Origin of the sequence: Burkholderia sp. LK4 (genome assembly GCF_001043615.1) — a bacterium.
Classification (GTDB): Bacteria; Pseudomonadota; Gammaproteobacteria; order Burkholderiales; family Burkholderiaceae; genus Burkholderia; species Burkholderia cepacia.
The window spans coordinates 17,535-33,842 of record NZ_LDUL01000030.1 but is presented as its reverse complement, the minus strand read 5'-3'; the positions used below and the strand labels follow the sequence as shown (position 1 = coordinate 33,842).

7 protein-coding genes are annotated in these 16,308 nt (G+C 59.9%); all 7 read right to left on the bottom strand.

Annotation, left to right across the window (positions count from 1 at the left end; all coding sequences use genetic code 11):
• Nucleotides 1-73: 73 nt before the first annotated feature.
• Complete coding sequence (locus VK92_RS16020; RefSeq protein WP_048027539.1) at nt 74-1,807, bottom strand: ShlB/FhaC/HecB family hemolysin secretion/activation protein; 1,734 nt, start codon at nt 1,805-1,807, stop codon at nt 74-76.
• A 62-nt stretch (nt 1,808-1,869) separates the two neighbouring features.
• Entirely contained in the window at nt 1,870-2,010 is a 141-nt protein-coding gene (locus VK92_RS41840) for a hypothetical protein (protein ID WP_156190769.1), read from the bottom strand.
• A gap of 4 nt (nt 2,011-2,014) precedes the next feature.
• A complete protein-coding gene (locus VK92_RS16015; protein WP_231616456.1) occupies nt 2,015-4,111 on the bottom strand; it encodes a two-partner secretion domain-containing protein in 2,097 nt (698 codons plus the stop codon).
• A 351-nt stretch (nt 4,112-4,462) separates the two neighbouring features.
• A complete protein-coding gene (locus VK92_RS40120) occupies nt 4,463-4,852 on the bottom strand; it encodes a hypothetical protein (protein ID WP_082163765.1) in 390 nt (129 codons plus the stop codon).
• A gap of 861 nt (nt 4,853-5,713) precedes the next feature.
• Entirely contained in the window at nt 5,714-6,286 is a 573-nt protein-coding gene (locus VK92_RS40115; protein WP_122982895.1) for a filamentous hemagglutinin N-terminal domain-containing protein, read from the bottom strand.
• 136 nt (nt 6,287-6,422) lie between these two features.
• Nucleotides 6,423-6,797, bottom strand: coding sequence for a hypothetical protein (locus tag VK92_RS40110; protein ID WP_231616455.1), 375 nt, complete (start codon nt 6,795-6,797; stop codon nt 6,423-6,425).
• A 307-nt stretch (nt 6,798-7,104) separates the two neighbouring features.
• On the bottom strand, nt 7,105-16,230 hold the full coding sequence (locus VK92_RS16000; protein WP_053077834.1) for a two-partner secretion domain-containing protein: 9,126 nt from the start codon (nt 16,228-16,230) through the stop codon (nt 7,105-7,107).
• Nucleotides 16,231-16,308: the final 78 nt, after the last annotated feature.

The window sequence follows — 16,308 nt, the reverse complement described above, 5'->3', positions numbered from 1 at the left end:
AAAACGCCGGCGACCTCAGCCGCTGCGCAAAGTGTCCGACACTGAGGGGTAGTAGGACACGACTAAATTCGCTCTAGTAAAACCAGTTCAAGGTGCCGAGTACCAGCGTCGCCTTGTTGCCCAGCGCCGCCGGTTGCGTCAGCGCGCGCCCGACCAGCACCTCACCCGAAAGCGACTGCTTGTGCCACTGCCATTGGGCACGCAGGCCGGCCCCGATGCCGGCGAGCGTCGGGAAACCCGACGCACCGATCAGGCTCGTCTTGCCGGCATCGAGGAAAGCGTACGGCTCGATACGGCCTTCCCTCCACATCGGAACGTTCACCCATGCGAGCTCGTTACGCGCATAGAGGCCACGGTCCCCCGCGATCTCACCCGATCGGAAGCCCCGGATCGTATCCATGCCCCCGAGATAGAGCTGCTCCGAGCCGTACAGCGCCGTATTCGTGTACTGGCCGCCCAACACGCCCCGGTACACCAGTACCGCACCGTTCAACTTCGGCAGCGGCAACGTAACCGTCGCCGTCGCATCGAGCTTGGTGAACTGACTATGCGCGGCGTCGCGCGCGATACCGTGCTCGTCGTGGTTTGCACCGAACCACGGTAGACCCTGGGACAGCCCGCCGTTGACCGTGAAATTCCCTTGCGCGTCGTTCATTACAAACTTGTGCAGCCAGTTGCCGCCGACCCGGAGTACGGCGACGCGCTGCGGATCGAGGTCCGCGCCGTTGATCGTTCGATCGGTGCGACGCCACGAGAGCGTCGTGTCGATACTGGTGATGTCGCTCACGGTCCTGCCGACCAGGTAGTTCCATCCGAAAATGTGCGAGAGCGTGCGGCCATAGAGAAGCGCCGTCGAGCCGATCAGTTGCTGGTATTCGGAATCCGCGATCGTGTAGCTGAAGGTATTGCGCCCGAACGGTACGGCGAACGATCCGACCAGTGCGTTGCTATCCTGACTGTCGAGGAAGTTGACGCTAAACGATTCCTGCAAACCAAGCAGGTTGTCCGCTTCGACACCGGCCCGATAGCGCGTCACACCGGTTGCGGAACTGCCGTAGTTGTCGATACCGAGATTGAAATACAGCCGGTCGCCGGGCTTGTTGGCGATGGCGACAATCGAGTCACCGGCATTCTGGCCCGGCAGGATCTGCACCGCAGCCTGGTTGCGGCGCAGACGATTGATCTGCGCGACACCTTGATCGATATCCGACAGACGAAGCGGGTCACCGGACGACACAGGGAACGCATTTGCATAACCGACGTCGGTGAGCCAGCCGCCGCCTGCCGACGCTTCACCAGGGTTGAGGCGACGTATCGGCTGCCCGTTCACCACAAAACCCGAGATGTGGCCGACTTGGATCGTGACCCGAAGAGTGCCGGACGATAAATTCTGCGGGCCCAGCAGTGCGCGGGTCGTCACATAGCCCGCCGCGACAAACGTATCAGTCAGACGCTTCAACAGGACATTGATGCGGTGCGTGCCGAGCTCGTGATTCGAAAACTCGGCGACGACGGCATCGAGTCGCGCGCGCGACACGCGTCCGGGCGAGTCGAACGGCTTGCCGTCGGCCGACTGCAGCAGAATCTGCCCGACCCGAAATGTCGGACCACTTTCGACGATCGCGTCGACCGGCGTACCGGGCGGAACGTCGAGCGTCGTATCGGACAGCGGCGGGATCGTCACCGAAGGCGGCGGTTGTTCGAGCTGACGCTGGCGTGCCAGTTCGCGCTGCTGTTCGATGATCAGTTGCGCGGGGTCCTGCACGGGTCGGATCGCGGGAGGTACCGTTTGCGCATGCGCCGGCATGTACCATGCTGCGAGGCTCGCGACCAGCAGTGGCAGCTTGTATCGAGGGAAGACCGGTGATTTCATCGTTGTTGTGCGCGCAGAAGCCCGTGAGCCGACGTCGCAATGCCCTCGGCACTGTTCATCGATGCGGCGAAGACGACCGCGGTTGCCAGAACGGCAGCGACGATCATTCCGAGGTGGGTTTTCGGTCGATAGTTCATTCGCTTACCGCCACCACCACGTCGTCAGGCCCAGATGCTGATCGATCGAAACCGGTGTTCTCGACGGCGCACGCACGGTAGTAATGCCGCCAGCAGCCGTCACACCCTTTCCGCCGCTGAACGACCCGCCGTCGATCACGCCGTCGCCGGTCAGGAACACCTGTCCGTTCGCGGCGAACCCACCTCCGACATCCATCGCGATCAACTGCGCCCACGTGCTGCCGAAGAAGGCCTTGAAGCCGCGATCCTGATTGATCGCCGAGTATCCGGTCACGCCCTGCGCATAGGTAATCGGTGCGTCGACCTCGATGTCACCTGTCGCAAAGACATTGCCGCCGATGTTGCGCGCGACGGTGCCGCTCTTGATCGAGATGTTGCCACTCACGCCGGACTGCGAATCGCTGCTGGCCTGGATCGTGCCACCGTAAGGCGTGACGTTGCTCGATGCGTTGGCGTGACAGAAGATCCAGCAGCTGCGCGAATAGTTCGCCTTCCCCGAGAACACCGCCGCATTCGTGAACGCGTTCTGTGCCGCAATGGTGATATCACCGGCAGTCGCTTGAATAACACCGCCCGAATTCGTCACGTTCCGTCCGGTGATCGTCAACGGTCCACTGGTTGTCGCGAGGTAGGCAATCTGGTCAGGACGATTGACGATCCCGTAGTCGACGTTGACCCCGGTCGTCGAATGTGTGAAGAACGGGAAGCTGCCGCCTCGATCCGTGTACGCCGCTGGCTGGCCGCCATTCGTACCGCCCGAGTGGTCGATGACGTTCTGCACGTCGCCGGCCGCCGTCAGGCTCATGCCGCCGTTCGATGCGATGCGTGCGTTATCGTTGATGATGTTGCCGCCCGCAGTCAGCGATGTCTTGCCATTGGCCGAGAAAATGATGCCTTGATTGCTCGCGCTCGATCCGTTGCGAATATCGCCGGCCGCGTTCAGCGTCAGGTCGCCGCCGGAAGGTGTGCCATTTGTCGTCGTACCCGCCTGAATCACGCTGCCGACATTCGTAATGTCGCCGCCGCTCGTCAGATTGACAGCGTTGGTTGCACTGAGCGTCGACGGGCCGACCACATCGTCCGAAAGCGAGATCGAGCCGGCATGAACCGTCGCGTTGTTTCCGGCATTCAGTTGCGCTCCCTGTAGCGTAACCGCGCCGGTCGTCGAGATCGATGCGTCATGTGCGCCGAAGAACTGGTTGTCGGCGATCGTGACGTCACCAGTCGAAGTGACCACGGCATCGCCCGCGTTCGCGTAGAGCTTCCCAAGACTTCGGACGCCCGCGCCCTGGTCGGTGATGACCAGTTCAACACGTCCGGCCGTCAGACCGCCGGCGGCCGTGATGTCGACCGCGAGCGCGTTGCTTGCCGCTCCGGGGGAAGTGGTACCGATCAGCCAGTCGTGACCGTTATCGGTTGGCGACATGCCCCCGTTCCAGCTCGTGGTACTGCTGCCGACAGTGCCGCGAATGAAACTCGGCACACCGGTCTTGTTGTCGTAGGTGTTCGTCACCGGCCCGTTCACAGCCAGTTGCTTGGCGACAAGATCGAGGCCGATCAGGTCGCCCGTCAGGCCGCCTGCACCGATCGTGATCGTTCCGCGGTCCGTGTTCAGCACGACGTTGCGCTGCATCGTGCCGGGCGCAAGCGTCACGTCGGTGAAACTCACCTGACCGGTCGACAGCACGACGTGGCCGGTATTCGTAAAGCTTCCGCCGTCGACCGTCACTCCGTTCGGATTCGCCAGGATCACGTTGGCGCGTGGGCCGAGGACGTTGATGTTGCCCTGGATCAGCGACGGGTTTGTGCTCGTGACCTGATTGACGATCGTGCGCGCGTTGATGCCGACGTTGTTGAGGTCTGCGCCGGCTCTCGAGACGTTGAAGGACGAGTAACTGTTGTTCGAAACACCGCCGATGGCAGGCGCGATGTTGACGGTTTGTCGCCCGGCCGCACCTGTCGAAATAGACGTTGCGGTGCCACCATCCGCAACGATGCCTGTCGCGAAAGCCGAGCAGGAAACGCTAAGCCACGTCAGGACTAAGCCATGTTGGAGCGGTTTTCGATAGATCATCCGTCTCGACCCCGGAAAGTTTTTCATTTTTTCACTTCCAAATACGTGCAGAGTTCTAGCTGTAAGGAAGCATCCAGAAAGCAGTCATCTGCACTACGAAGAGGGCCGCGACCGCAGCAATTTCCCTATCTACCCCAAATCAAGTGAATTCAACTTCGCATTGAGTCAACTCAAACGCTCGAACATTGGATACAACGAACCGATCCCTGTCGGTTCGAGCGAGTAGCCATGCAATCTCCGCCTCGAAAATCGACAAGATGTCGCAGCCACAACCTCTTCATAATTGAAGATCCCAAATGTTCGAATATATACACGAAGATCACAATAAATACCGCCGCACAATTCCCTCAATTTTACGCATATATCGGCGCACAACACTTAGAAGCCAGGCGAGTCTCGCCAATGAGCGAAAACTGGAAATTCCATCCCATTAATAAATGCCGCAAATATCTCGATCGCCTGATTAACCATAAACCACTCATCCGATCGCATCGGAATATTTCCAGCTCGAAATGAAAGAATGGTTCCATCCGGGCGAATCGGGCTCGGATTGTCATGAAAGGCACGAGTTCGCTTGGCGCTGTCAACTTTATAGTGCTCAATCATGCACGATGCCCCACCGCCCACAATTTGGACATAATTTCCAGCATCGTCAGTCAAGGAAGCATACGACGACGGACCGTAGCTTTTGAGTGACTTGAGGGCTCGAATCACCTGAAACCCTTTGGCATTCTCAATAGTTGGCTTACCCTCGACATCTAGCTTCATTGCATTCCCAGACAAGTCGAACAAAATATATCGGCAGCGAAGTATTTATTTCTTAACACCATGAAAATAACAATATTTGCCAAATATTTAACAATTCAAAATACCACTGATGGTCAATTAGTTCAGCAGGCTCCAAATACCTCAAAAATGCGTGTTCATTACGTGTTGCCAGTGACGCATCGAATGATTGGCTGGGGGGCATTCCATGCTGACTCGCAATCTTCGCAAACAACAAATAATAAGTGACAATCCTTGCCGACTGCCACCAGAATACGCCCCTGACCGCAAACTGGACAGGATTCGTTGACAACTGCGTAGTGCATGTACGTCATAGTTAATATCCATTTTGGAATGGGCATTCCGCTTTACACGAAACAACACTCCACGTGGCATTGCGTTATCAGTGACAACAAATTACCCGCAGCCGCAAGCCATGATAGCTGCCAATGCGTAGCTTATTTTAATCAACCTAAAATAGAAGTGCGGCCACTGATCGCGATTTACCCACAGTCCCTGTAGATCCGCAAGATGTTGTCGCAAATGTGGCGAGCGAATGAACTCACAATATCGTGTCGACAACTCCATGACCGATTAGTCGATCGTTTTCCAAAATATCAAACTGATCGCCGACTCTAATGTTGTCACGCATACACTCCCAACTGGCGAACTTTATCTTCGCCTTTAGAGTTTCTCCAGGGTAATGGAGATCTCTGTCGCCGTAGACATGCCTTCCACTTGCAAGCCAATCAATATTGACGAACTTATGGTGCGGAGAATACCCGGTGCGAACGCCCGCGACCTTCGGATTCTGAGCATCGATAGATATTTTTAATATGGCAACAATATTTTCCACACCTGCCCTCATTCAATATGCACGCCGATATCATTCACATCATAATTAAAAAAATTCAGTTGATTCTCTTTCATTACAAACAATACCCCACTCCCGATCGTGATCGGGCCGCGGTCGGTGTTCAGCACGACTTTGCGCTGCACCGTGCCTGGCGCTAGCGTCACATCTGTGAAGCTAACCTGGCCCGTCGACAGCACGACGTGGCCGATATTCGTGAGGCTTCCGCCATCAACTGTCACGCCGTTCGGATTCTCCAAGATGGCGTTCGCGCGCGAGCCGAGCACGTTGATGTTGCCCTGGATCAGCGACGGGTTTGTGCTCGTGACCTGGTTGACAATCGTGCGTGCGTTGATGCCGATGTTGTTGAGGTCCGCGCCAGTCTTTGTGACATTGAAGGACGAGCAACTGTTGTTCGAAACACCACCGATGGCAGGCGCGATGTTGACGGTCTGTCGCCCCGCCGTACCTGTCGAAATGGACGTCGCAGTGCCACCATCGGCAACGATGCGTGTCGCGAAAGCTGAGCAGGACACGCCGAGCCACGTCAGGACTAAGCTATGTTTGAGCGGCTTTCGATACATCATCCGCTTCGACCCCGGTAGGTTTTTCATTTGCTTTACTTCTAAGTCCGCGCAGAATTTCTATTGTAAAAATGTACTCGCAATGCAGTTCATCGATACTACGAAGAGGGCCGGAGTCACACCTCCCTCACCCGAATCACGTGAATTCAATTTCGCATTGAATCAATTCAAACGTTCGACCATCGGATACGATGAATTGGTTGCCCTCGATCCGAGCGAGAAGGATATTTAGCGCTCGCGCGCCTGCTTCTATGTCCAAGCGCCACCCCTCAACATCACCATGGTAGCCAATGGCATGGAATTGTTGGCCATCTGGCACTTTGATCCTGCACCCTCGTTCATTCACTCCTCCGCGTTGCGCATGCGGCGGGTTCGTGAATTCGGTCAAATTCTTAAACTGCTTTCTGAATGGATGCTTCCCGTCATCAGAAAAATAGACGAACTCGGTTCCCTCCACAGCGACAGACCCGGGAACCACACGGCTACAACGCCGCTCGAGCTTGCCGGCCAACGTCCTTTCCAGTCGACTAGAGCGAGTCGTCATGCCAATTCCGTCCCGAGGAGCTAAGCATTCAGTAACTGCGAATGCCATTGATGGCCAATCAGATCGGCAGGCTCTAAGTACCGCAGGAACGTGTGCTGATCACGCGTCGCTAGCGATGCATCACATGATTCGATAGGAGTACTCCATTCTGACTCACAATCCTCGCATACCACGAAGAGTGAGTGACCGTCCTTCTCGACTGCCACCAAAACACGTCCTTGGCCGCAAACCGGACACGATTCTTTGACCACTGCGTAGTGTAGATATGTCATAGTCAAGGTGCTTTGGGTAAGGGTAAGCCGTTACCGGGATACGCGGTTATGACTTGGTTTGTTCCATGAACGGTGATGATTGTCACCGAGTTTAAATTCTGCCTCTGGCCAGAGTACCCGCCCGCATAACCGGAATTCGGACGAGGCACAACATATACGTCAGCACCGCCGCTAGCTACTGGTTGGACTCCGGTCTTCTGAGCGATACTCCACGCATCGTTGACGGTAGATACTGGGTCGCCATAGAACACCCCTTGCGCCTGCTTTTGGAGATTCAAATCACCGTGCTGAGCAGCCACGTGATCGGGTCTAGTTTCGCCTGATTTACTGACGATTGACCAGTCCAATCCTTGGCGATTACTACCAGCGGCGCCTCCATTACCTTGCGTCGCCGATGAACCACTGTCACCGTTGCCACTCGACAAACTGACATTGCTGGGCACCGTCGGAGTTGACGCAGTAACCCCAAGCAGAAGCGACGTCATGCAGCCAAGGCCGCCTGTAACCGCGCACAACGCGGCCAGCGCGGGCGTTACTGTCGCCGGCGCGGTCGGCGTGTTGTCCGGCCCACCGCTGGAATCGACTTGCCGATTCGCATCAGTCGGTGGTTGCGATTTATTCCCGTAGTTTGCCTGAACAAGGTCCCCCACACCCTTCGCGGTCGACGTGACCGGTTGCATGTAGGTCTGCCCCGTCTGGCTCCGCCATGGCATAAGCACGGTGAGGGCCATTTCGCCAAGACTTGTGAGTACCCCCCCCTTTGCGGCATCGGCCGGATGCCCATCGGTGTTGTTCGTCACCTCGTTCTGCGCAGCGGTCATTGCGGCGCTTACGTTCTGACCGGCCAACCCGGCAAACCCGCCACCGGCCCATGTCGCGATTGCCGCGAGTACCGCTTGCTGCCCCGGATCGAGCGGCGCCCCCGTCGGATCAATCCCCTTCAGGACGTCGGGAGAAAATGCTGCACTGACTGCTCCGCCAATCGCACCGCCACCACACCCTTGCCCTGTGGCAGCCCCAGAAGCACATCCCAACGCTGCATGAAGTGCCAGATATGCTGCCTCGCCCGCCACCGGCCCCAGATCATTCAGCAATCCACCTTTCGCATTGCCGATACCGAACGCAGCAACCGCTCCTGCGTTCGATATCGCGCTGTTACGCAAATTCGTAAGGAAGCTTCCGCCCTGAATGCCAGTCTGCACGGTTGCTTGAAGCACCGTCTCAGCAGCAAGCGCCGTGAACGCCGTCGGCAATGAACCGCTTGCTACACCAGCCTGCGGCACCAGCGTATTGCCTACCGACTGTACGCCGGCCAACGCTGCCAGGCTGTTTTGCGAGTAGCCCCACGACCAGCCCGCAGCACCGTCACTGAAGGTAATGCCATTCGTCAGACCGGCCGTCAGTCCAGCTACACCTCCCGTCTCAAGCATCTTCCCTACACTGAATGAGCCGCCCGAGTTCAGCTGACTCATCGTGCTATTCATCATCCCGGAGAATGCCGCCGACAGTGCCACGTTAGCCGTGCCGGCTCCCAAGGCGCCGACGCCTGTCCCTGCAGCTGCAAACGCAGTACCCGAACCTGCTGTCGCCCCTGCTGCGGCACCAGCAGCCGCTGACGCCGCCATCCCCCCCATGATCGAGAGCCCGACGATCACCCCAGTCATGAAGACCTGGTCGAACCACGAGTCGCTGTCGAGAACCTGGGTATCGAGATGGTCGGTGACGGTCTGTTGCGTGAAGTTACCGCCGAGTTGACTCTTCAGATTCGCCAGCATCGCCTGCGTGCCAGCCGTGTCGACCGCGCCGTCAGCGCCGACTTTCTGGAGTGCTCCGCCGATCTGGTTCAGGCTTTGCACGTGCAGGTCGTAATTGGCGGCCGACATGAAACCGCCTTGTTGCACCACGGTGCCCGTGGTCTGCAACGTCACGCCTTCCGGACCCTTCTGATAAATCGTCCCGATATCCGTCGAGCGCTGTTCGTTGGTCAGCGAACCCGTCGTGACCGTCAGGTTCTGCGCCGTAACCGTGCCGGTATTCAGGATGCTGTTCGCGAAATTGAGCGCGACATTAGTGCCCGTGATTTCACCGTCAGCGTTCAAAACGGCAAAATTCTTCGGCAGCAGCACCTCAGGCACCAGCGCCTGCACCGTCGGACAGGCTGCGCCGCCGGTCGTGCTGCATCCCGGCTCCGGCACGGATTGTTCGACATACCAAAGCATCGGCGCGTTGATCTGCGCAAGCTGGGCATCGCTCAGCTTTGTGCCGAGCGCGACATTGTTTTTCTCCGCATACGCAAGCGCCGCGCCATACAACGCTGCCTTGTCCTGATTGTTGATCGACACCTGGCTCGTGCTGTCGGTCGCACTCGTCGTGCTGTAGAAGCTGCTCTTGCCGATTGCCTGCAATGCCGCCTGCTCGACCAGCTGGTTTTCCGTGTACGGGTCGTAATAGAACGGCACGCTGTCCGGCTGCAAGTTCGCGGGCAAGTTCGCGATCAGTGAGGCCGACGACAGCGAATCGACCACCTGAGCGGCAGGATTGCTGGTCAGGTAGCTGACCGTGGTCGTCGCACCCGCAATCGTCTTGACGGTGACACTTTGCGGCGTACCCGCGATGGGTGCCAACGCCGAGCCAGGCGACGCACCCACCGGGCGAGTCGTGACCGTGACCACCGGTGCCACCGGTTGACCGACCGTCTGCGCTCCGATCGGCGTATTGGCCGGCAAACCGGTCATCCCGGTGACCGACGTCGGCCGGCCGTTCTGATCCGTGACCAACCCGGCCTTGTTCACCGAATCCGCGATCGAACCGGGCAGCGTTGGCGGAGCCAGCGAAATTACCTGTCCCGAGACGACCGGCGGCGGCGTAAAGACGTTCGGGTTCGTAATCCCGTTGACGAGCGTCGAGCCCGTCAGGGTGACCGTTTGGCCGATCACGTTGCCGGTATTGTTCAGCGTCGGCGAATGGACGCTCAGATTACCTGCCTGAATCGTGCCCGGCCCGAAATCGGGCAATCCGACGTTCGACGGCAGGCCCGATACTGCTTGCGCATCGCCAGCATTGAACGCCCCGCCATACAGATTCTGGCAAGTCGACGCCATGCCCAGGCAGCCCCACGTTCGGGTACCAACCGGATTACCGGTCCAGTACGCGTGCAGGTACTGGTTGTCGCTCGATGCACTTTGGGTCGCGTTGATCGTCGCGGTATTCAGTGCCGTGACGAGACTGCCGGTGTTGCTGAACATCCCCGCTGCGATCGACAGGTCGTTGTTCGCCGTAATCGTGGACGGCGTAGCCGACTGCACCTCGACATACGCTTCGCAGTTCTGGCCACACCCGCTATAGGGCGACGCCGAACCATAGTTCTGATGGACCGCCACCGGCGCGGCAATCGTGTTCGTCACACTGGCCGCGTTGATTTGCACGTTATGACCTGCCTCGATTGCGGCCGACGTGTTCGTCACACTGGCAGCCTGCGTCGTGTTCGCCGCAGTCGCGCCAGCACCGCCGATGACGACATCGTTCTTCGCAACCAGATTGCCGTAGGTGTTGCTGACCTGGTTGGCGGCAATGACGATGTCGTGACCGGCCGTCACGTTGCTGTTGGTCTGCTGGTAGCTGTACGCCTCCGAGTTCGGGTTGGTGGTTCTCAGATTCGAGCAGCCGGCATTCGACACCCCCGACGCACACCCGGCCGTCACGGCCTTCGACCCGACATTCGATCCTTGATTCGTGAAGCTTGCCGCCTGAATCGTGACGTTATTGCCAGCTGCGAGCGTGCCGGTATTGGTCAGATTGCCGCCCGACAGATCCAGGTTGTTACCGGCCAGAATCTGCCCGACCGCGCCTTGTGTCGTGGCGGTCCTGGTAGTCGTCTCCAGCGGCACCGTCCCCGGCGCGCTGATCGTATAGGTTGCCGGCGGCGTTGGCGTACCGACCAGGCAATACCCTCCCTCGCACTGATAGGTGCCACTTGGGTTCGCCGTGCCGGCCACGCCGATCGGTCCGGATTTCTGCAACGCCTGCAGCGACGTCAGGAACGCATTCAGCGACGCACCATCGACCGTGTCGGTGACTGACGACGTGAAGCTCGAGCCGCCGTTCTGGAGCTGCTGCACGTTCACGCTGGCATCATGGCCCGCGCTCACGATACCGCTCTGGTTATTGAGCGCATTCGCGGTCAGACTAAGGTCGTGGCCGGCCGCGATGACAGACGACGTAACGGACGCACCAGTTGTGGTGGTGGTCTCGGTAACGGTCGGCAGGGCGAGGGTTTGAACCGTCGTTGCACCTGATACTGGCGTCGACGGCGGCACGACTACCCACATGGCCCCTTTGGGCGCGTTACTCGTGGGCACCAGTGCAAACTGGATCGTGCCCGAGGACGCAACCGGTGACGACGGATCGCCCCATCCTTGATAGATCGGCCTGGCGCTGGAAATCGACCATACCGTTGAATTGGTCGGCTGCTCGCCACCGACCGACAAGAGCCCGCCGAGCGTCGCCGGCAGGTTTGCCTGCCCAAGCGTCAGCGTTCCGCCATCCTTGCCCACGTTAAAAATCGCATAGACCAGTTCCGAGCCGATCGGCGTGGCCATCAGCAACCCTGGATTGTCGACGGTCTTGGTGGTCGTGGTGGTTGTGACCGTTGCCGCAGCGGAGTTGTTGACGTTGTTTGCCGTGATCTTCAGATCGTTCGTCGCCGTCAGCGTGCCGCCAGCGTTCCCGAGATCGCCACTCAGGTTGATCGTTGCATTGCCACTACCGGCCAGGCCCTTGCTATTGCCTGCACTGGTCACCCCGTTCGAATTGTCGTAGCTCGTCCCCGCAATCGTCAGCGTATTGTCTGCGTGAACGGTACCGCTATTCGTACCCGAGCCGTTGAGCGTCAGCGCATCGAGCGCCGCAACCGTGCCACCGGTCTGATTGGCGAGCGAGCCATTGATCGTCAGGTCGTTGCCATTGATCGTGCCAGTATTTCCGACAGCGCCATTCAACGTCAGTGCACCGATGCCTTGATTGATCGTGCCGGTGTTGTTGAAGCCCTGCGCGGTGGACACCGTGACGTTCGAACTCGGCAGCGTCCATGCTCCCGAATTATTGACCGATTGCGCCGACAGATTGACGCCATTGCGGCTGTCGACCGTACCGAAGGTCGAGGCAGACGGGTCCAACGTCTGATTCGGCAGATTGAGCGTCGCGTTGTTCTGCCCATAAATCGTGCCGCCTGAATTGTTGAACGAACCGTTGCCCCCTGTCACCGTCACGGTCGTATTGCCCGTTGCAGCAGTCGGATTCGCAACATCACCGGCGTACAACACACCCTTTTGGTTGCTCAGATTCGCCGTCGTGACGTTCAGCGCGCTCGTCGCCAGAAGGCTACCCGAGTTGGTGACGCTACCGCTCGCCGTGACGTTCGTGGTGGGCCCATAGACGGAGCCGCTGTTCACGAGGTCCGCGGCATTGATTGTCGCGGTCTGCAGTGAGGACAGTGCACCCGAATTCGTGACGGTCGTACCCGACACATTCAGATTGCCGGCCGCCATTTGCGTACCGACGTTATTGACCGTACCGCCTGCCAACGTCGCGTCGCCCTTGAACGCGGCCGTGCCACCCATCGTCAGGCTTTGCGTACCGGTGATCTGCGTCGCGCCGCCGACTACCGCGTTCGCGGTAGTCACGTTCGCACCCGAAAGCGTCGCGTTGCCGCCCACGGACAGCGCCGGCGCATTCGCGTCGAACTGCGCATTGAGTTGCCCTGCTGACGTATCGAGCGCGTGGCTCGCGGTGGCCGTCAGATTCCCGCCAGCCGATACACCCTGCGTCGTGATGTTCGTCGCTGCGAGCGTCGCGCTCTTGGAGACCGTCGTCTGGCCGGCAAGCGTCAGGTTCTGGCCCGCGTTCAGCGCGGCATTACCCGCAGTCGAGACAGTGCCGGCCGCCGTCAGGTTGCCCGACTTCGCATTGACCGACAGATCACCGAGGCTCTTGACGCTGCCTTGGGTATTGACATCAGTGCCTGCCGTGATCGTCGTCGTCCCGCCCGACAGCGCATCGCCGGTCAACGCCGCGGCGCCGTTCGTTGCCGTCAGCGTGCTGGTACCCACAGCCGTCGTCGCGCCGACCGACAGGTTGTTACCCGCCGTCGCCGTCAGATTGTTGCCGGTCTGGACCGTACCGCTGATGCCGATATTGTTTCCGGCCTTCAGTGTCGTGTCGTTCGCGACGCCGATCGCGCCGGTGCCGTTGATGTCGCGCCCAGCTGTCACATTCGCATTGCCGGAATTGCCGACCTCGAGGCCACCGTTCAGGTTGGCATCACGCGCGGCCGCAATCGTCGTGTTCTGGCCGCTTTGCACGGTCCCGGCAACCGAGGCATCCTGTCCCGCGTTGATGTTCAACGTGCCAGGGGTCGATACCGTACCGGCTACCGCGACGCTGCCTGCAGTCGATCCAATCTGCGCGTTGCCGCCGCTATAGACCGTACCGCCCAGATTCACGCCCTGCTGGCCGCTCGCATTCAGCGCGCCCGTCGAGACTACGTTCCCTGACGTGCTCAAACTGCCGCCGTTCGCGGCGAGCGTCATGTCGCCAACGGATGCGGCCGCCGCCTTGAGGCTGGTGCTTCCGCCTGACGTGACGCTCAAGTTCCCGCCGCTCGTTACGCTCCCGGCCAGCGTCGTATCTTGCCCTGCCAGGATCGTAACGGCGCCCGGCGCCGCAACGGTGCCGCCGAAGCTCGCGTCGGTACCCGCCACCGCACTGATCGTGCTGCCACTCTGCACGGCGCCGTTCAGCGCAATCGCTTGCCCGGCGGCCAGATTGACAGCACCTTGCGACGACGTGACGTTGCCTTGCCCCGTCAGCGAACCAGCCCGCGCGGTAATCGATACCGGGCCCTGTGCCTGCGCGGTGCCCCCAATCGTGACGTTCTGGCCGGCACTGACGGTCAATGCACCATTGGACCGAGCGCTACCGCTTACTGTCGCTGAGCCGACTTGCGCCGTGATCGTCGTATCGCCAACCGATGCGACCGTACCGCTCACGCTGGCGCCGCGGCCGGCCGTCATCGAAACCGTGCTGCCACCAGTCAAACTGCCGGTTTCCTTCGCATCGCGACCGGCCGTGATCGCGATCGCGCCCGGCGCCGATACGTTCGACAGCGTCGCATCCTGCCCTGCCGTCGCTGTGACCGCGCCACCGCTTTGCACCGCACCGCCATACGCGATGCTCTGGCTCGCAGAGAGCGCAACGTTACCCGTCGTCGTGCCGATCGCGCCAGTCCCGGTCAGGTTTCCGTTCGTCGCCGCAAGCGTCGCGTCGTTGGTCGTAGTCAGCGCGCCGTTGACGGCCACATTGCCGCCAGACACGTTTGCGGTCGCGGCCTGCGTTTGCCCACCAAGCGTCGTGGTGCCGCCGGACTGAACCGTCAGCGTGCCTGGCGTCACCGCGGTGCCGGAGATTGTCGCGTCGCCGGCGCTAGCGGTGACGGTCAACGGGCCCTGCGCTGAGACATTGCCGCCTACGAGCGCGTCCTGTCCAGCCGTCACCGAGAGTGCCGCGTTGCTGATCGCGCTGCCCGCGATTTGCGCGGTGCCCGTGGTCGCAGCAATCGACGTCTTGTCGACGCCCGACACGGCACCGTTCACGCTCGCATTGCGTCCGCCCGTCAGCGCAACCTTGCTACCGCCTTGAACGGCACCGTTCACCGTCAGATCGCGTCCGGCCTTGGCCGAGATCGCGCCGGGCGCGCTCAACCCTCCGACAGTCAGATCGCCATTCGTCGCCTGTAATGCGACGTCGTGCGCGGACAGCGAGCCGATCGACATCGACTGTCCGGCGATCAGGTTCGCCGAACCGTTTGCAGCGACTGACGCAGCGTTTAAATTGCCGCCGGCATTCATCGACACGTTTTGCCCGGCTGAAACAGAGCCGGTCGCGTTGATGTCGCCGTTGGCGTTGACCGTGTAATTCTGGTTCGCGAGTCCCGTACCGCTGATCGTCGTGTTGCCCGCGCTCGTCAGGCTCACGCTCTGGCTGGCAAACGTTTGACCGACCGTGACATCGCCGTTCGAATTCACGACGACGTTCCCCGCCGTCGCGGTCAACGGGCCTTGCATGTTGGCGCCAAGGCCAGCCGCGGTTTGGACGATATACACTTGCCCTGCCGTGACCGATCCGAACTGGTTCGCGTCGATCGCCAGGCCGTTCGGTGTCTGAATGGCCGTGACGTTGCTCGGCAAACCGTTAGCAGCAGTACCGTACGCGGTACCGGTATTGCCCGTCGTGGTCGGAGTAACGAGCTGGTTGCCCGTCACGACGTTGATGCGCTGATCCGCGCGGATCGGTGCCGCCAGCGTCACCGTTTGTCCGATCAGGTCGATATTCCCGACCGTCCCTTCGATCCCTGCTCCCGGTCCGTTAACGCCTGCCGGTCCGTTGATCGAAATATTGCCGGATCGAACATCGTATGCGACCGCACCTGCATGCGCGAAATCGGTTGGTGTGCCACCGACGCCCGTGATGAATTGCGGCGTGCCCGTGGTCAGCGTGAGATTGGGAATATTCGTCAGCGACAACCCGTTTGTCGATATCCCGCCGGGAGCCGCGATCACGACCGGCGCCGCAGCACCGAAGGTCTCGAGCGGCCCGTTCAGTACCGCAATATTGTTCGACGTGACCTGGTTGATGATCAACGACGCAGGTCTGCCGTTCAGATTCGGGTTCGCGCCAAGCGAACCGCCCAGCAGAGGCGTACCCGGAATCGTGCTGTTGTTCAGCACGAGGCCTTCGGGTCCTACGTTGAACGACTGATACTGTCCGAGACTCACCCCATTCGAGTTCGGCGCGGGGATATTGATAGCAGGAACGCCCGAGCCAGTCGCGGTCACCGTCGGCTGAAACGGGATCGGCGCACGCGGATCGATGATCGGCGCGGCATGCGCAGTTTGATCGATCAGGAGTACCGCGGGGCTGAGGTACATCACGACCGACATGACCCATGCGGTTGCCTTGACCCAAAGCGCATGCTCCTCGCTTTTCAGCGAAGCTTGACCGAAGATAATTTTCTGTTTGGCCGTTCCCCGTTGAACGTGCCGAAACACGACATCGCGCATCTTGCGGCGCATGGTTGGTCTCTCTCGGAATTTTCGACAGATGCTCGCACAGCCAAAATCAAAAGATGGTCAACAATTGTTATGGCTTGG